Below are 16,625 nucleotides of genomic sequence, written 5' to 3' on the forward strand. Positions count from 1 at the left end.
CGTGGTCTGGTGGGTGTGCAGGAATGCGGCCAGAAACTCGCGACTGCTTTCCGTCATGGATCTCGAAACAAATTCTCGTGATGCGTCGATTCTGCATCATTTAGCGCGTAGTGTGAACCCTTACAGGCGGAAATTTCAGACGGCCGACAACACTCCAAAAGTGGGGCACGGCCAGGGACAAGCTCGGACAATGGAGGAGATCGTCATGTTTCGATTCACTGCTGCCCGCTCGCTCGGTCTGCTGGTGGGCGTAGGGACCGCGTCAGTGTTTGCGCTGGTCGCCGGACCGACGGCGAATGCCGCGCCGATTGCGTCGTGTCCGGCGCCCGGAGCCGCATCCGTGCAGACCGACACCGGTGGCGCGTCCTGCTCCGCGACGAGTAATACGGGCGGTGCGGCCGCCGCGTACGGAGTCGATGGCACCGCGGCTGCCGAAGCGGCCGCGACGAGCCTGTCGCTGGCCATCGCACAGAACGGCGGAACGGCGACATCGAGCTCGGCATTCTTGTCGGGCCCGGCCGCTATCGCCGTGGGACCCGGCGCGCAAGCGACACTGACCGGGGTCCGTCCCGGGCTGTCGATCGGTATCGCCGGGCCGGGAGCGGCGGTAACCGTCACTGGGGTATCCACCCCCACCTGCACCGGCGGTCCCGCATTCGCCGGAGACTTCCAAACATTGCAGGGGTGCTTGTCGCTGCGCTGAGCATCCGAACCGGATATACAACCGACCCCCGCGCCGCGCTCGGCCGTGCCGAGCGGTATGTCTTCTGGTCGCGTGGTGGATTCCAGCCGTTCGACGGTGACGCGGTTTGCGCCGTTTCGTTGAAAGGTGTGCCGAGCGTGGTCGAAGGTGGCGCGAGAGGTAGTGACTCGACATCCGGCTACACCGTCGGTGTCGTGGCGGCAATGCTGGGTATCCCCATCGCGACGCTACGTAGCTGGAACCAGCGGTACGGCCTGGGACCCGCGCACCACCGCCCGGGCAGTCACCGGCACTACACGACGAGTGACGTGGCGATGCTGAGCCGGATGGCCGATCTGGTCCGGTCCGGCGTGAGCCCGGCCAAAGCCGCGAGGGTTGCCCGTGCCGGAGCGGATTCACTGCCCGAACTGGGAAATGTGGCTCCGGTCCTGGCCGCTGCCGAGCAGCTTCGAGCCGCCGATCTCCTCGCCGAGATCACCGCCCATCTGACGTGTTTCGGCGTTGTGGCCACATGGAACCGGTTGTGCCGCCCTGCTTTCACCGACATCGTGAGCCGCCAGCATCGAGGAATCGACTTGATCGATGTGGAGCATGTTCTGTCCTGGGCGATCACCACCGGTTTGCACCGCGCGGTACCGCCGGCGCCCGACGTCGCCGGATTGGCTCCGGTGCTGCTGGCCTGCACTGCGGGCGAGGGGCACGTACTTCCACTGGAGGTACTACGTGCCGCGCTCGCGGAAGCCGGCGTACCGGCCTTGTTGCTCGGCTCCGCCGTGCCCGGTATCGCACTTGCCGACGCGATAGCCAAACAGGCGCGCAGTCCCGTGGTGGTGCTGTGGTCCCAATCGGGCCGGACGGCGGCAGCGGAACCGGTTCCCGCCGGGAGTGGCCGCCTTGTTCGACTACTCCTGGCCGGACCCGGTTGGCCGGCAGCTCCGGCGCTGCCCGGCGGCCGGCGCGTCGGCACGCTCGAGGAGGCAATCTCCGAGATCAGTCGACTGGTGCGGGCCGGCAAGTAGTTCACCATTCGATTAAACGATGCGGAAACGATGCAATTTTGGCGGAAAAGTGCCACAATCGGAGTGGTGAACGCACAACAGGCGGCACCCCTGTCCCCTCCGACGGACAGTGACAGTGACGATTCCGCATGGTTCGAGTCGTGGACGGCGCAAGTCCGGGCCGCGGTGCGCACCCACGTCGAGGACTTCGTACACGCACGGTGCGCGGAAGAGCTGCAGGCAAACGGGTTCGAATATCCGAGCCGGGTACTGCTCGATTTCGTGCCGGGTGGCAAGTCTGTGCGACCGACGTTCATGTACCTCGGCTGGTTGTGCGGTGCCGATGAATCCGAGGCGGCACTCCGGGCCGCGGCCAGTATCGAATTGCTGCACGGGTTCGCCTTGCTGCAGGACGATGTGATGGACGAATCCGATACCCGCAGAGGTCTCCCGGCCGCTCACGTGCGGCTGGCGCGCTGGCATGAAGAGCAAGGGTTGTCCGGATCGCCGGCGCGTTTCGGTGAATCCGCGGCAGTGCTCCTGGGGGATCTGTGCCTGGTGTGGGCGGAACGCATGCTGCGCGAAAGCGGTGTCGAGGCAGCGGCGCTCGGCCGGGTGTGGCCGCGCTACGACGCGATGCGTGCCGAACTGGCAGTGGGTCAGCTCGCCGACCTGGTCAACGACGCCGCAGGGGTGCCGACGCTGGAACAGGTACTCGATATCGCGCGGCGCAAATCCGGTAACTACACGGTGCGCCGGCCGCTCGAACTGGGCGCCGCGATGGCGGGCTGCGCGGAGCCGGTCCTGGAAGTACTGTGTGAGTACGGCGTGTTGATCGGCGAGGCATTCCAGCTGCGCGACGATCTGCTCGGTATCTTCGGTGAGCCTTCGGTCACCGGTAAATCAGCTGACGCGGATCTGCGGGAACGCAAAGCCACCACCGTCGTCGCGCTGGCCGAACACTTGGCCGGGCCGTCCGGGCGAGCTCGGCTACACGATCTGTGGCAGCGCGACACCTTCGATGACAGTGCGGTGCAGACGGCCCGGGAGTTGATCGTGGACAGCGGTGCGCCCCAGCGCGCCGAGCAGATGATCGCCGACCGCGTCGAGGACGCGCGGAAGCTTCTCGTGGACAGTGTTCTCGACCCAACGGTGACCGCTGCGTTGCAGCAGATGGCGCTGCTGTGCACCCGACGTAGCACCTGAACCCGCACACCCTCACGCGACACAGCCAGACAGCCGAACAAAGAAAGAAGGACCCATGCGGACCGTAACCGGGAGCACCGACCATGTCGTCGTGGTGGGCGCGGGACTCGCCGGGCTCGCCACCGCGCTGCACCTGGCGGGACGAGGCCGCGCTGTCACGGTGGTGGAACGCGAACCAGTTCCGGGCGGCCGAGCGGGGCAACTCGATATCGGCGGGTACCGCCTCGACACCGGCCCGTCGGTGCTCACCATGCCGGAAATTGTCGCCGATACCCTCGCGGCGGTAGGCGAGGACATCGAAACCCGGCTCGATCTGCACCCTGTCGTTCCGGCCTACCGCGCCTGCTTCGCCGACGGCAGCGCACTGGACGTGCACAGCGACCGCGACGCGATGGAACACTCCATCGCGGAATTCGCCGGACCGGGTGAGGTCGCCGGCTATCGACGACTGCGGCAATGGCTGACCGAGATATATCGCATCGAGTTCGACCGGTTCATCGCCGCCAACTTCGACTCACCACTGTCACTGGTCACCCCAGCGCTGGCCCGGCTCGTCGCATTGGGGGGCTTCCGCCGTCTGGACCGGGTCATCGCCGAGTTCTTGACCGATCCGCGGTTGCGCCGGGTCTTCACTTTCCAGTCCTTGTACGCGGGTGTGTCACCGCAACGAGCCTTGGCTTTGTATGCGGTGATCGCCTATATGGACACCGTCGGCGGCGTGTACTTCCCGCGCGGTGGGATGCGCGCCTTGCCCGCCGCGCTGGCAGCAGCCGCCACCGACGCCGGGGTGCGGTTCCACTACGGCGAAGCGGTGACCGACCTGGAACGATGCGGCACCCACATCGGTGCCGTACACACCGATAAACAGCAGCGGATCACCTGCGATGCCGTGGTGTTGGCGACCGAACTGCACACGGCCTACCAGCTGCTGGGCCGATCACCGCGGCGGCCGGTGCGGGCGCGGCCCGCGCCGTCGGCGGTCGTCGCGCATATCGGTGTGCCGGCCGGTGCGACGACCGCGCATCACACTCTGCTTTTCGGTGACGCCTGGGAGCAGACATTCGACGAACTGATCAACCAGGGCGTGCCGATGAGCGATCCCTCGCTGCTGGTCACCCGTACCACCGCCACCGATTCGACACTCGCCCCGCCTGGCCACGACCTGTTCTCGGTGCTGGCCCCCGCCCCCAATCTCGACCGTGGCGCACACCTGGATTGGCAGCGCCGAGCTCCTGGATACGGCGCGGACCTGGCCGCGATCGTCGAACAGAGGCTGTTGCCGGGATTCGCTGAGCACGCCGATATCGTGCATCTGGACAGTCCCGACGACTGGGCACAGCGGGGCATGCTGGCGGGTACACCGTTCTCGCTGGCGCACACCTTCGCCCAAACCGGGCCGTTCCGGCCGGCGAACCTGCCGCGCGGCGTATCGAATGCGGTGCTCGCCGGCTGCGGCACAGTACCCGGCGTCGGAGTGCCGACCGCCCTGCTGTCGGGCCGGCTCGCTGCCGACCGCATCACCGGCGCCGCCGGCCGCAACAACCCGGCACCGGCCGCGAACAGCAGCGGGGTACGGCCATGATCAGTTCCGAACTCGACGCCGCCGGCATCAGTGAACCGCGACTGCGTGACGCCTACCGGCGGTGCCGCGGCCTCAACGCCACCCATGGGCGCACGTTCTACCTCGCCACCCGGCTGCTCGCGCCGGCGCAACGCCCGCCGATCCATGCCCTGTACGGATTCGCCCGGTGGGCCGACGATATCGTCGACCTTCCGGGCGGGCAGCCCTTCACCCCGGCAGAACGTTTGGAATTACTGGCACAGCGGCTGTTCGACGGTATCGACAACAGTGCCGACGAAGACCCGATCGTGGCCGCGGTGAGCGACACCGTCGCCCGCTTCGATATCGACCGCGCGTTGTTCCAGGATTTCCTGGCCTCGATGCGGATGGATCTGACGGTGACCGACTACCCGGACCGGGCCGCGCTGGATCGGTATATGCGCGGGTCCGCCGAAGTGATCGGCCTGCAGGTTCTCCCGGTTCTCGGTACCGTCGGCCCCACCGAGAACGCGGCCCCCTACGCGGCCGCCCTGGGCAAGGCATTCCAGCTGACCAACTTCCTGCGAGATATCGCCGAAGACCTCGACCGCGGCCGGGTCTACCTTCCGGCCGACGAATTGGCCGCCTTCGGCGTGGACCGAGACCGGCTGCAGTGGTGCCGCGATCATCGACAGATCGACACCCGGGTGCGCTCGGCGCTGGCGGCCCAGCATGCGATCGCTCGCGACTGGTACCGGACCGCTCGCGCCGGAATCGAGCTACTGCACCCGGTGTCGCGGCCCTGCGTCACAACGGCGGCAATGCTGTACGCAGAGATTCTGGACCGGATCGAGGCAACAGAATTCGCGGTGTTCTCCCAGCGTGCGACCGTCGGCCGCGCCAGGCGCGCCGCCGTGGCGGGGCCCGCACTGGCTCGCGCGTTGTGGGCCCGCCGCGGCGGTCGCGCCGGCACACTCACTACGGCGATGCCGTCATGACGGGGCGATCCGAAGAGCGCGTGGTACTGCTCGACGACAGCGGCGAGCAGGTCGGCTCGATGCCGAAAACGCTTGTACATCACACGGATACGCCACTACATCTCGGGTTTTCCTGCTACCTGTTCGATCGGGACGGGCGACTGCTCGTCACGCGCCGGGCACTGAGCAAACGGACTTGGCCGGGAGTGTGGACGAACTCGTGCTGCGGACATCCAGCACCCGGCGAACCAGTAGGCGACGCTGTTCCACGCCGGGTACGCGAGGAACTGGGACTGGGCATCGACACCCCCACCTGCCTGTTGCCGCGGTTCCGGTATTCGGCCACCGCACCCGACGGGACCATGGAGAACGAAGTCTGCCCGGTATTCTGCGCCCGCGCCGACGGACCGGTGCATGCCGACGCCGCCGAAGTGATGGACTGGCGCTGGGTGCCGTGGCCCGACTTCGCCGTCGCCGCCGGCTTGCGCTGGCCGATCAGTCCGTGGGCCGCTGACCAGGTACCGCAGCTCGCGGCGGCGCCCGGGTTCAGCTTGTGGACGGATAGGAGGTGATCGTGGATCACTGGCAGCACCTGATCCTGATGGGCCTGTGCCTCATGGTGACCGTCCTACGGGAATTCGTCGGACACAGGGGCCACCGGTGTCCGGCGCGTCTTGCCGGTAGCGTGCTGCCCGTCGCGGGCATACTGCTGGTGTGGGACGCGATCGCGATCACCGCCGAAACGAACACCACCTCAGCCGGAAGGTAGCGCCGTGAACTGCGCCCGGCTCGGCCCGGACGGGCTCCCACGCGACCAGGTACCGGCAACCTTCGACCACGGCGCCGCCGAATACGACCGTCTCGTCGGGTACAACCCCGGCTATCACAAGCATCTGCGCCTGTCCGCGCGACGTATGCAGCTACCCGCCAACGGCGCCGGACTCCGGCTGCTCGACGCAGGCTGCGGTACCGGCGCCTCGACCGCAGCGCTGCTGTCGGTTGCCCCGGACGCCGAGATCGTCGCCATCGATGCATCGGCCCAAATGCTCGCCCGCGCCCGCGCGAAGAACTGGCCTTCCACAGTGCGGTTCCACCACACCCGCATCGAAGACCTCGACGCGGCCGGCTGCGGCGGCCGTTTCGACGGGATCTTCGCCGCATATCTGCTGCGCAACCTCGCCGACCCCGACGCCCAGCTGCGCGCGTTCGCCGCGCTGTTGCATCCCGGTGCCCCGCTCGTAGTGCACGAGTATTCGGTGCGCGGGTCACTGCCCGCCCGCGTGGTGTGGAACACGGTCTGCGGCGCAGTGATCATTCCGCTCGGCGCGCTGCTCACTGGCGACACCACCCTGTACCGGCACCTGCGTCGCAGCGTGACCGCGTTCGACAGCGTGCACCAGTTCCGGGCACGGTTACGTGAGAACGGCTTCACCGGGATACGGGTGGCGACTGTGCCCGGATGGCAGTACGACATCGTGCACACCTTCACCGCGACCGTGCCGGGGCCCGGCTCCGAATCAGAAGGGGCTCCATGATGCGTGCCGGCTCCGGACGCGACCGACGTGCTGTCCACCATCGCGCCCCAGCGGCCTCGGGACGCCGCGGCCTCGACCACCGCCCACACGTGGTGGTCATCGGCGCCGGTATCGCCGGACTCGCCGCGGCAACCGGGCTTGCCGAACGTGACATCGACGTGGAAATCATCGAGCGCCGGCCTTACCTCGGCGGCCGGGTCGGTGGCTGGACCGAAAACCTGCCCGACGGCACTGCGATCGCAATCAACCGCGGGTTCCACGCCTTCTTCCGTCAGTACTACAACCTGCGCGCGCTACTGCGCCGCACAGATCCGCAGCTGCATCGGCTCGTCGCGATCGACGACTACCCACTCATCGACGGCCACGGACGCCGCGACACCTTCCGGCGTCTGCCGCGCACACCACCATGGAATGCCCTCGCTTTCGCCGCCCGCAGCCACACTTTCCCCCTGCAGGACCTGCGCCGCATCGACGCGCGCGCCGCGGCACCTCTCGCGGCGGTCTCCGTACCCGGGATCTACGACCTGCTCGACCACACCGACGCCGAAACCTTCCTGCAGCAGATCAACTTTCCGGCCACCGCCCGCCATCTGGCTTTCGACGTGTTCTCCCGCAGCTTCTTCGCGCCACCCGCCCAGCTGTCGGCGGCCGAGCTGGCGACCATGTTCCACATCTACTTCCTCGGTTCGAGCGAAGGTCTGTTGTTCGACGTCCCCACTTCGAACTACGACACCGCACTGTGGTCGCCGCTGCAGGACTACCTCATCTCGCACGATGTCCGGATCCGCACCGGTAGCACGGTGACCGCCGTCGAGCCCGCGGGCGAGGGCGGCTTCCGGGTGCGCGCACAGGACGGTCGTGATATCGCCGCCGACGCCGTCGTCCTCGCCACAGATGCCGCCGGACTGCGTCGCATCGTCGAGAACTCGCCGCAACTCGGCGACCGAGTGTGGCGCGCATCGATCGAACGGTTACGCAGCGCGCCACCGTTTCTGGTGTATCGGATCTGGCTGGACAAGCCGGTCGCGCCGCATCGACCGGCGTTCCTGGCCACCGGAGGCCTCGCCCCCCTCGACAACGTCAGCGTGCTGAACCACTACGAGCAACAGGCCCGCACGTGGGCCGCGCGCCACGGCGGCGCCGTACTGGAACTCCACGCCTACGCCCTGCCCGCACAGCTGACACCGGCCCAGGAGCGCGATATCCCCGCTCGGCTGCGCGCCCGGCTGAACCGCCTCTACCCGGAAACCGCCGACGCCCGAATCCTCGGCGAACACCTGCAATGGAACCAGGACTGCCCCTTGTTCGGTGTCGGCGACCACGCGTACCGGCCCACCATCCGCACACCACACCGTCGGCTCGTGCTGGCCGGCGACGGCATCCGCATCGACCTGCCCGTCGCGTTGATGGAACGCGCCGCCACCACCGGATGGGCGGCGGCGAACGCGTTGCTCACCCAATGGGGCTTACCCGGCCACGATCTGCACACCGTGCCGACCAGCGGCCGCAACGCCCTACTGCGCCGACTCGCCACCCGCTACGCAACGGCAACCGCACCTGCCGAGGACCTCCGATGAACAACCTCCTGTTTCGGCGTTGGCCCGATCGATGGCCACTGCAACCCATCGACCCCGGAAACTGGGCAGACCAGGAACCCACCTACCACGCCGCGAAACCCGCCCTCATCGCCGCCACACTCCAACGCGCACAACAACGCCCGTCCGGGAACTGGTACGTCTTCGCCGCCAGCCGAGACATTCGCCCCGGCCGCCCGTTCGGATTCACGATCGCCGGAGTCGAACTCGTCGCATGGCGAGACCGAGGGCAACGACTTGTCGTAGGTCCGGGAGCGTGCCCACATCTGGGCGCGCCGCTGGCGCAGGCACATATCGACTGCGGTGCCCTCGTGTGCCGATGGCACGGGCTGCGACTGGACAGCGGCGGGGAGGCCGGCTGGACACCATTACCGTGCCACGATGACGGCGTACTGGCGTGGGTCCGCCTCGACCATATCGGCGACAGTAGCCCGCTCGAAACACCTGTTATCGGGGCCCGCCCGCCCGCGCACCGCGCCATCGCCGCGGTAGCAACCCTCAGCGGGGTGTGCGAACCGGCCGATATTGTCGCCAACCGACTCGACCCGTGGCACGGCGCCTGGTTCCACCCATACTCATTCACCCGGCTGGAAGTACTAGAGACTCCGTCCCAGCAACACGATTCGGCCGACTCCGACGACCGGTTCCTGGTTGCAGTCACCTTTCGGGTCGGCGGCCGTCTCGGTGTCCCGGTGCGCGCCGAGTTCACCAGTCCGGAGCCCCGGACCGTCACGATGCGCATCATCGACGGTGAAGGATCGGGCAGTGTCGTCGAAACCCATGCCACACCGCTCGGCCCCGGGCCGGACGGCGAACCACGAACCGCCGTCATCGAAGCCGTAATAGCCGACTCGACTCGCCTCGGCTTCGCCCGAGCCAGCCACGCCGCCCGCTTCCTACGGCCGATAATGACCCGCGCCGCGACCCGGTTGTGGCGCGACGACCTGGCCTATGCCGAACGGCGCTACCGACAGCGGACGCAGAAACCGGGATGACGACGTCTTTCGAGATTCGGTATGTCACCGGTGCGGAAGCAGAGCGCATCACTGCCGCGCAGGCGAAGGCTCTTGTTGCACTGCTGAGGTGGCAGGCAGGCCGCTTCGATGTTGGCTGACCCTGAATTCCATGAATTGCCGGTCCGGTTTCCCTTGTTTTGTGTTTCCTCGAGGATCGAACTAGGGGAACCGTTTGACCTGCACATATTTTGACCTGCACATATTCGGTTCTGCTGACGATTCTCGAGTCGTTCGCGGATCGTGAAGTCCGGTTGACCTGCGGAAACGCTGTCGCAGGTTGTGCCCTCGGCAGGATTCGAACCTGCGACACCCGCTTTAGGAGAGCGGTGCTCTATCCCCTGAGCTACGAGGGCCGGGCCGGGGGCCGGTGGGCAGCAGTCTACCGGGTGACCCCCTGTAGGGCCGCATCGTAGGTCCGGCGGCCCGCGGACGTCAGGATGCGACGGTGGTTTCGTAGTCGGCGGAGTCGAAGCGGCGGGTTTTCCAGCGGTAGAGGACCGTGGCGCCGGGCCAGTTGTTGGTGATGCGGCCCGAGGCGTTGCGGTACCAGCTGGAGCAGAAGTTCCAGGGGGTGTCCTTCAGGCGTTTCTGCAGCCAGTCGTCCCAGCGCTGTTCGGTCTCCGTGCGGGCGGCCAGGCCGCGGCCGGGGTGGTGGCGGAGGTATTCGACGGCTTGACGGATGTAGCGGGCCTGGGATTCCAGCATGTAGACGATGGAGCCCGAGCCGACGTTCGTGTTCGGGCCGTACATCATGAACAGGTTGGGGAATTTCGGGACCGAGATGCCGAGGTAGGCGCGGGCGCCTTCGGCGGCCCAGGCGTCGGCGAGTTTGCGGCCGTCGGTGCCGTAGATGTTCATGGGGGCAAGGAATTCGGTGCCCTTGAAGCCGGTGCCGTAGATGATGACGTCGACCTCGTGGTCGATACCGTCGGCGGTGCGCACGCCGGTGGAGGTGATTTCGGTGATCGCGTCGGTTTCCACGGTGACGTTCGGCCGGCCGAGGGCCGGGAAGTAGTCGTTGGAGAACAGGGCGCGTTTACAGCCGGCGGCGTAGTCGGGGGTGAGTTTTTCGCGCAGGACCGGATCGGGAATCTGCCTGGCGCGGTGGGCTTCGGCGACCTTCAGGACCGGGGCCTGGATGCCCTGCAGATCGGTGAGGGCCAGCGCCATCACCTCGAAGAACATCCACCAGCCGAAGCGTTCGGCCCAGCGGACCGGGGGCAGGTACTTGAATACGGCGTGGTGGCGGGCGGCGTATGCGGCGTCGGCCTTGGGGAGCACCCAGGCGGCGGAACGCTGGAACAGGGTGAGGTGTTCGGCGATCGGCTGGATGCGGGGGATGTACTGGATCGCGCTGGCGCCGGTGCCGATGCAGGCGATCCGTTTGCCGGTGAGGTCGACGGAATGGTCCCATTCGGCGGAGTGGAACGCAGGCCCGCCGAAGGTGTCGATACCGGGGATGTTCGGCATGGCGGGGCGGGAGAGCTGGCCGACGGCGGAGATCAGTACATCGGCGGTGAGCAGGTCGCCGCTGTTGGTGCGGATCTGCCATTTCGCGGTGGTTTCATCGTATTCGGCGTCGCTGATCTCGGTGCCGAAGCGGATATAGCGTTCGAGATCGTATTTGCCGACCACACGGCGCATGTAGTCGTGGATATCGGGTTGCTCGGAGAAACGCCGCGGCCAGTCGGAGCGGGGTTCGTAGGACCACGAGTACAGGGGGCTCGGTACGTCGCAGGCCGCGCCGGGGTAGGTGTTCTCCCGCCAGACGCCGCCGAGGTCCTGGGCGCGTTCGACGATGGTGAAATCGTCTATTCCGGCCCGCAGGAGTTCGAGTCCCATACCGAGCCCGCCGAAGCCGGCCCCGATGATGATGATCGACGGCGTTGTCATGGTTCAAGCGTAGGTCGCCGGCCGGTCGTATCGGAGGGGAACGGAGGTCAGTGAATCGATATTTCCGGCCAGATTTCCGGGCTCGGACGTCGCTGCGCGTGCATCTGTAAGTGATTTCGGATTATTCCGCTCCGTCGGTCCGTGTCGACCATAACGCGTGGTCGCGTTGCTGGTCCGGTGGTGGATTCATCCCATCAGTCGGTACACGAATAGGGACCGTGTCTCGTTTAGATGTCATTTCGTTATCTGACTTGGCAGCGCGCGGAAATCCCGGCTATCACAAGTGGGTGCTCGGCGGCGATGACGCAGTGCCGGTGGCCCGCAGGGGGCGTCGCGGGCACTGCGTCTCATCCCGTCACTCGGTCGCCGTCGCCGCGCTTGGACTCTCGCCCGCTGACCAGCGTCGACCCTATTTCGAACGGTTTCCTGCCTACCGTCCCCATGCCCAGCTACTGCACGGTAGTCTCCGGCGGTGTGATGTGAGTCATGCCCACTTCTGTGTCTCACCGAAGAGGTCCGGGCTCATATCGCGCGCCCTCCGCCACCCAGATCAGTAAGGGGTATTTCCGATGTTGAGCACCATGATGGACGACCAGCTCTCGCTGGCGACGCTGCTGCGCTACGCGTCCACCTTCGTCGGCGATTCCACGGTGTCCACCTGGACCGGCGACGGAGTGCGCACCATGACCTATCGCGAGGTCGGCGCCGATTCGGCCCGGCTGGCCAATGCGCTCACCGATCTCGGTATCGGGCGGGGCGACCGGGTCGGCACCTTCATGTGGAACAACAACGAACATCTGGTCGCCTATATCGCCATTCCCGCGATGGGGTCGGTGCTGCACGCCCTCAACATCCGGCTCTCGCCCGAACAGCTGATCTATGTCGCCAACCATGCCGAAGATCAGGTGGTACTGGTCGACGGCAGCCTGGTGCCGATGTTCGGCCAGTATCTGCCGCAGCTGAAAACGGTCCGGCATGTGATCGTGGTGAACGGGGATGTCGCGGCTGTGCCCGCGGTCGACGGCGTCACCGTGCACGACTACGCCGAACTCCTCGCGAAATACCCCGACAGCTTCGATTTCCCGGTCGTCGACGAACGTTCGGCGGCAGCGATGTGCTACACCTCCGGCACCACCGGCGACCCCAAGGGGGTGGTGTATTCGCATCGCTCCAACTGGCTGCACTCGATGCAGGCCACCACCCCCTCCGCCATGGGGTTGCGTATCGACGACACCGTGCTCGGCATCGTGCCGATGTTCCACGCCAACGCCTGGGGACTGCCGTACGCGGCGCTGATGACCGGCGCGAACGTATTGATGCCGGACCGCTTCCTCCAGCCGGGCCCGCTGCTGGAGATGATGGCGGCGGTGAAGCCCACCTTCGCCGCGGCGGTGCCGACCATCTGGGGCGGGGTGCTCGCGGCGCTGGCAGCGCAACCGCAGGACATCACTCATCTGCGTGCGGTGGTGGTGGGCGGCTCGGCCGCGCCGCCGTCGATGATGAAGGCGTTCGAGGAGGAGCACGGGGTGCGGGTGGTGCACGCCTGGGGGATGACCGAAACATCGCCGCTCGGCAGCCTGGCGCATCCACCGCAAGGGGTGAGTGAGGAGGAAGCCTGGACCTACCGGGTCACACAGGGGCGTTTCCCGGCCGGCGTGCAGGCGCGGTTGGTCGGCGACGATGGGTCGGTGGTGCCCAACGACGGGAAATCCCTGGGGGAGCTGGAAGTTCGTGGACCGTGGATCACCGGCTCCTACTACTCACCCGAGGGGGTGGCGGTGGACCCGGGTAAATTCGACGACGGCTGGTTGCGCACGGGCGACGTCGGCAAGATCACGCCGAACGGCTATCTGACGCTGGTGGATCGGTCCAAGGATGTGATCAAGTCCGGTGGTGAGTGGATCTCGTCGGTGGACTTGGAGAACGCCGTGATGGGGCATCCTGCCGTGGCGGAGGCGGCCGTTATCGGCATTCCGGACGAGAAATGGGACGAGCGGCCGCTGGCGGCGATCGTGGTGGCCGAGGGTGCCTCGGTGCAGCCGGAGGAGCTGCGTGAATTCCTGTCGTCGCGGTTCGCGAAATGGCAGCTGCCCGAGTACTGGACCTTCGTCGACGAGGTGCCCAAGACCAGCGTCGGCAAATTCGACAAGAAGCGGCTGCGGGCGCGGCATGCCGACGGGGAACTGGATGTGACCACGGTGCACTGAGCACCGGAAAACGCGGTCCCCGGCGCGAAACCGCGTCGGGGACCGGTGTTCTCAGCAGTTGCGCAGTTCCGGGCTCTGGTTGAGCAACTGGTTGCGCGGGCTGATGAACCGGTTGTACGTATCACCGCCGACGGCCGCGAGCGGGAACGCCGCGACGCGATGGCAGTTCTGGAACGCCAGCTTCACGCCGAAATGCCGTTCCAGCCCGCCTCGGATGGCATCGGAGGCCAGGGCGCGCAACAGCTGGCCACGTGCGGTTTCGTCCGGGGGAGCCTCTTCGTTGTCGGCGAATTCCACGGTACCGGTCTGCAATTCATCGGCGACGCGGCTGACGACCTCCCAGGCGTAGGGCAGGGAGGTGCGGACGCATTCGACGAATTCGGCGTCGCTGATCTCGCCGCTTTCGGCGCGTTCCAACAGGGCGGTGGGGACATCTAAGGACACGGCGACCTCCTGAGGTCAACTGGTCTGTGCGACAGGTGATGCGGAAATCCGCGGCAGATCTGCCGGGCCGAGTCTAATCGAAATCGGTTGTCAATAACAGTGGATTGCCATTGAAAGATGTTCGGTGGTGGTCATTTTGAGTCTCCGCCGAACCGGTCGGTCGTCTTGCGGCGACGGTGGCCGGCGGGCTCGTCGCGGGGGGTTGACCGGACGGGCTTCGGCATCGTGGCCGGGGGTGATGCGGGCCGGACGGCTACGAGGAGGCGCCGGGTGTGTTCGCCGGAGGTCGGTTCGCGGCCGGTAAGGTCACGGGAAATTCGCGCGATCGTGACCGTTTCACACCGGCATTTCAGGCCGCTGACCGGGCCTTTCCGAGGAAAGGTTGCGATATGGTCACGGGGCGGTAGAGTTACCGTCACAACGGATGCCTAAACGTTACGTTTACCGGGCTCGGGTCTGGATCCGCACGTGAGGCATTCGTGAACATGTTGACCGGATAGCGAGGACGGACAGTGGCGCACCATCGATCAGGCACCGGTTCCATCACCGTTATGAGCCTCATCGGCGACGAGGTCCGCGTGCGGCCGCATCGCCACCGGGCCGCGTCCACCGCCGTCGAGAAGGCCCGGGCGGCTGCCGGCGCCGCTGTCGCGGCGGGCGCGATCATCGGTACCGCCTCACAGGTCGCGCCGGCGCTGGCCTACGCCGCGCCGCTGCTCCCGGGTAACGGTGAAAAGGAGGCCGCAGAGGCCGCCCCTGCACCCCCGGTCGCCGAGGAGGTCGCACAGCCCGCCGAGCAGTCGGCGGAGGCGCATGTAGCAGCTCCGGCCCCGGCGCCAGTTCAGGCCGCCGAGATCGCTGCCCCGGCTCCTGTTGCCGCCCCCTTCGGGTTGAGCAATCTGCCGCCCGAGGTCGCCGCTCCGCTGGCTCATGCCGAACAGACCCTGAAACAGTTGCACCAGCAGTTCGCTCCCGCGCCGGTCGTGCGTCCGGTGGCAGGGATGGTGAGCTCCAGTTACGGAAGTCGCTGGGGCGCCATGCATTACGGTATCGATTTCGCCGATGCCCTGGGCGCGCCGATCAAATCGGTCGCCGACGGCACGGTGATCGAGGCCGGGCCGGCCTCCGGGTTCGGTATGTGGGTCCGGGTCCTGCACGACGACGGCACCACCGGCGTCTACGGCCACGTGAACGATATCTATGTCGCACAGGGGCAGCGGGTGCAGGCGGGCGATGTGATCGCCACCGTCGGCAACCGCGGCCAATCCACCGGTCCGCATCTGCACCTCGAGATCTGGGATCAGGGTGGGAACAAAATCGATCCGATGACGTGGATGGCTTCCAAGGGGGTGCCACTGGAGTGGGGACCCTCGCGCTGAGTTCCTCGAACTCTCTCGACCGTCCGATCCTTTCCGGTCCTACCGGGCTGCAAGGAGACCTACGAACCCCCGGCGTGACCGAACTGGCGGAAATCTTCGAACCCGACTCCATCCACGGACGCGTCTACGCGACCCTGGTGCAGCGGCCACGGTCCGGTACCGCAGATATCGCGCGGCACACCGGCCTGTCCGACTCCGCCGTCGAAACGGCCCTGGACGAATTGTCGGAGCTGCGCGCGGTACTCCGGGTAGTGGATACCGACGGCACACCGCGCTGGGACGCGCATGCGCCCGAATCGCTGTCGGAGGCCGAAGCCCGCCGGCGCCGGCAACAGATCAGCACCATGCACGCCGCCGCGGCCCGGCTCAGCGAAACCTTCCGGTCGGTGCGCCGCGCCCAGGGCTGGAACGGCGCGGTGGTCCCCGTATTCGAACGGGCCGAACTGCTCGCGGATTTCGAGGCCCTGCACGCCAACGCGGCATACGGCGTGAAAATGGTGGAGCGCACCCCGCACCTCAGCGATACCGAACGCGACAGCCGGATCAGCGATCTCAAACAGTCCCGGATGGCCGAAGGTGTGCGGTATCGGATCCTGTACCAGGACACGATCTACCAGGATGCCGATCGGCTGCGGCATACGCTGGCCACCAACGCCCGCGGGGCGCAGGCCCGCACCCTGCCCGATCCGCCGTTCAAGCTGATCGTCGCCGACGACGAGCGGGCCAGCCTCGTCCTGCACGCCGACGAACGCCGGCCCGATCCGATGGCCTTGCGGATCAGCGGTTCACCCCTGCTGGATCTGCTGGTCCGAAGTTTCGATGTGCTGTGGACACTGTCGGCGCCCATCTCGGTGCAGCCGGCCGCCGACGAACTCGACGAACGCGACCGGGCCATTCTCACCATGATGAGCATGGGCGCGACCGACGATACGATCGCGCGCCGGCTCGGGATGTCGCGGCGCACGGTGGTCCGGCGGACAGCGCGGCTGCTCGAACGGCTCGGGGCAAGCACCCGGTTCCAGGCCGGGGTACAGGCAATTCGCCGCGGCTGGCTGTGAACTGATCGCAAGACCGGTTCGGCCGATATGATGGCCGGACCGCGCTCGCCCCGGGCACACCGGTTCTCCGCTGT

At 66.9% G+C, this 16,625-nt stretch carries 15 protein-coding genes and 1 tRNA gene; 13 read left to right on the forward strand and 3 right to left on the reverse strand.

Annotated elements, in window-relative coordinates; genetic code table 11:
- Positions 1–205: 205 nt before the first annotated feature.
- Genes ON22_RS03600 through ON22_RS03645 form a run of 10 tightly spaced genes read left to right on the forward strand, consistent with a single transcriptional unit; the run spans position 206 to position 9,549 of the window.
- Positions 206–703, forward strand: coding sequence for a DUF6764 family protein (locus ON22_RS03600; protein WP_033244605.1), 498 nt, complete (start codon positions 206–208; stop codon positions 701–703).
- Positions 685–1,722 (forward strand): MerR family transcriptional regulator, encoded by a 1,038-nt coding sequence (locus ON22_RS03605; RefSeq protein WP_231508564.1) that lies wholly within the window; start codon positions 685–687, stop codon positions 1,720–1,722. The genes ON22_RS03600 and ON22_RS03605 overlap by 19 nt, the downstream gene beginning before the upstream one ends.
- 30 nt (positions 1,723–1,752) lie before the next feature.
- On the forward strand, positions 1,753–2,907 hold the full coding sequence (locus tag ON22_RS03610; RefSeq protein ID WP_033244217.1) for a polyprenyl synthetase family protein: 1,155 nt from the start codon (positions 1,753–1,755) through the stop codon (positions 2,905–2,907).
- Positions 2,908–2,962: 55 nt separating this feature from the next.
- A complete protein-coding gene (gene crtI / locus ON22_RS03615; RefSeq protein WP_033244218.1) occupies positions 2,963–4,489 on the forward strand; it encodes a phytoene desaturase family protein in 1,527 nt (508 codons plus the stop codon).
- A complete protein-coding gene (locus ON22_RS03620; protein WP_033244219.1) occupies positions 4,486–5,445 on the forward strand; it encodes a phytoene/squalene synthase family protein in 960 nt (319 codons plus the stop codon). The genes crtI and ON22_RS03620 overlap by 4 nt, the downstream gene beginning before the upstream one ends.
- Positions 5,442–5,996 carry an isopentenyl-diphosphate Delta-isomerase gene (gene idi / locus ON22_RS03625; RefSeq protein WP_033244220.1) on the forward strand — a complete coding sequence of 185 codons (555 nt, stop codon included), beginning with the start codon at positions 5,442–5,444 and terminating at the stop codon, positions 5,994–5,996. The genes ON22_RS03620 and idi overlap by 4 nt, the downstream gene beginning before the upstream one ends.
- A gap of 2 nt (positions 5,997–5,998) precedes the next feature.
- Positions 5,999–6,193, forward strand: coding sequence for a hypothetical protein (locus ON22_RS03630; RefSeq protein ID WP_156052294.1), 195 nt, complete (start codon positions 5,999–6,001; stop codon positions 6,191–6,193).
- 4 nt (positions 6,194–6,197) lie between these two features.
- A complete protein-coding gene (locus tag ON22_RS03635) occupies positions 6,198–6,959 on the forward strand; it encodes a class I SAM-dependent methyltransferase (RefSeq protein ID WP_033244221.1) in 762 nt (253 codons plus the stop codon).
- Positions 6,959–8,536, forward strand: a complete 1,578-nt coding sequence (locus ON22_RS03640) for an FAD-dependent oxidoreductase (protein ID WP_033244222.1) — start codon at positions 6,959–6,961, stop codon at positions 8,534–8,536. The genes ON22_RS03635 and ON22_RS03640 overlap by 1 nt, the downstream gene beginning before the upstream one ends.
- Complete coding sequence (locus tag ON22_RS03645; protein WP_033244223.1) at positions 8,533–9,549, forward strand: Rieske (2Fe-2S) protein; 1,017 nt, start codon at positions 8,533–8,535, stop codon at positions 9,547–9,549. Before ON22_RS03640 ends, ON22_RS03645 begins: the two co-directional genes overlap by 4 nt.
- Positions 9,550–9,850: 301 nt before the next feature.
- Here ON22_RS03645 and ON22_RS03650 read toward each other — a convergent pair.
- Positions 9,851–9,923: transfer RNA gene (locus tag ON22_RS03650), tRNA-Arg, on the reverse strand.
- A 79-nt stretch (positions 9,924–10,002) separates the two neighbouring features.
- Positions 10,003–11,463: a flavin-containing monooxygenase gene (locus tag ON22_RS03655; RefSeq protein ID WP_033244224.1), complete on the reverse strand. Its 1,461-nt coding sequence runs from the start codon at positions 11,461–11,463 to the stop codon at positions 10,003–10,005.
- A gap of 569 nt (positions 11,464–12,032) precedes the next feature.
- Here ON22_RS03655 and ON22_RS03660 point away from each other — a divergent pair.
- Positions 12,033–13,670: a long-chain fatty acid--CoA ligase gene (locus ON22_RS03660; RefSeq protein ID WP_033244225.1), complete on the forward strand. Its 1,638-nt coding sequence runs from the start codon at positions 12,033–12,035 to the stop codon at positions 13,668–13,670.
- 51 nt (positions 13,671–13,721) lie between these two features.
- On the opposite strand, the gene ON22_RS03665 is transcribed toward ON22_RS03660, so the two are convergent.
- Positions 13,722–14,114, reverse strand: a complete 393-nt coding sequence (locus ON22_RS03665; protein WP_033244226.1) for an SCO5389 family protein — start codon at positions 14,112–14,114, stop codon at positions 13,722–13,724.
- Between the two features lie 551 nt (positions 14,115–14,665).
- Here ON22_RS03665 and ON22_RS03670 point away from each other — a divergent pair.
- Positions 14,666–15,493, forward strand: a complete 828-nt coding sequence (locus ON22_RS03670; RefSeq protein ID WP_033244227.1) for a M23 family metallopeptidase — start codon at positions 14,666–14,668, stop codon at positions 15,491–15,493.
- Positions 15,494–15,567: 74 nt separating this feature from the next.
- Complete coding sequence (locus ON22_RS03675; protein WP_033244608.1) at positions 15,568–16,551, forward strand: LuxR C-terminal-related transcriptional regulator; 984 nt, start codon at positions 15,568–15,570, stop codon at positions 16,549–16,551.
- Positions 16,552–16,625: the final 74 nt, after the last annotated feature.

Origin of the sequence: Nocardia carnea NBRC 14403 (assembly GCF_000308515.1) — a bacterium.
Lineage (GTDB): Bacteria > Actinomycetota > Actinomycetes > Mycobacteriales > Mycobacteriaceae > Nocardia > Nocardia carnea.

Excerpts from the sequence above, each read along its gene's own strand:
- ON22_RS03600 (WP_033244605.1), top strand. The coding sequence starts at position 206 with ATGTTTCGATTCACTGCTGCCCGCTCGCTCGGTCTGCTGGTGGGCGTA.
- ON22_RS03610 (WP_033244217.1), top strand. The coding sequence starts at position 1,753 with ATGCAATTTTGGCGGAAAAGTGCCACAATCGGAGTGGTGAACGCACAA.
- ON22_RS03660 (WP_033244225.1), top strand. The coding sequence starts at position 12,033 with ATGTTGAGCACCATGATGGACGACCAGCTCTCGCTGGCGACGCTGCTG.
- ON22_RS03620 (WP_033244219.1), top strand. The coding sequence starts at position 4,486 with ATGATCAGTTCCGAACTCGACGCCGCCGGCATCAGTGAACCGCGACTG.
- ON22_RS03670 (WP_033244227.1), top strand. The coding sequence starts at position 14,666 with ATGAGCCTCATCGGCGACGAGGTCCGCGTGCGGCCGCATCGCCACCGG.
- ON22_RS03645 (WP_033244223.1), top strand. The coding sequence starts at position 8,533 with ATGAACAACCTCCTGTTTCGGCGTTGGCCCGATCGATGGCCACTGCAA.
- ON22_RS03655 (WP_033244224.1), bottom strand. The coding sequence starts at position 11,463 with ATGACAACGCCGTCGATCATCATCATCGGGGCCGGCTTCGGCGGGCTC.
- ON22_RS03640 (WP_033244222.1), top strand. The coding sequence starts at position 6,959 with ATGCGTGCCGGCTCCGGACGCGACCGACGTGCTGTCCACCATCGCGCC.
- idi (WP_033244220.1), top strand. The coding sequence starts at position 5,442 with ATGACGGGGCGATCCGAAGAGCGCGTGGTACTGCTCGACGACAGCGGC.
- crtI (WP_033244218.1), top strand. The coding sequence starts at position 2,963 with ATGCGGACCGTAACCGGGAGCACCGACCATGTCGTCGTGGTGGGCGCG.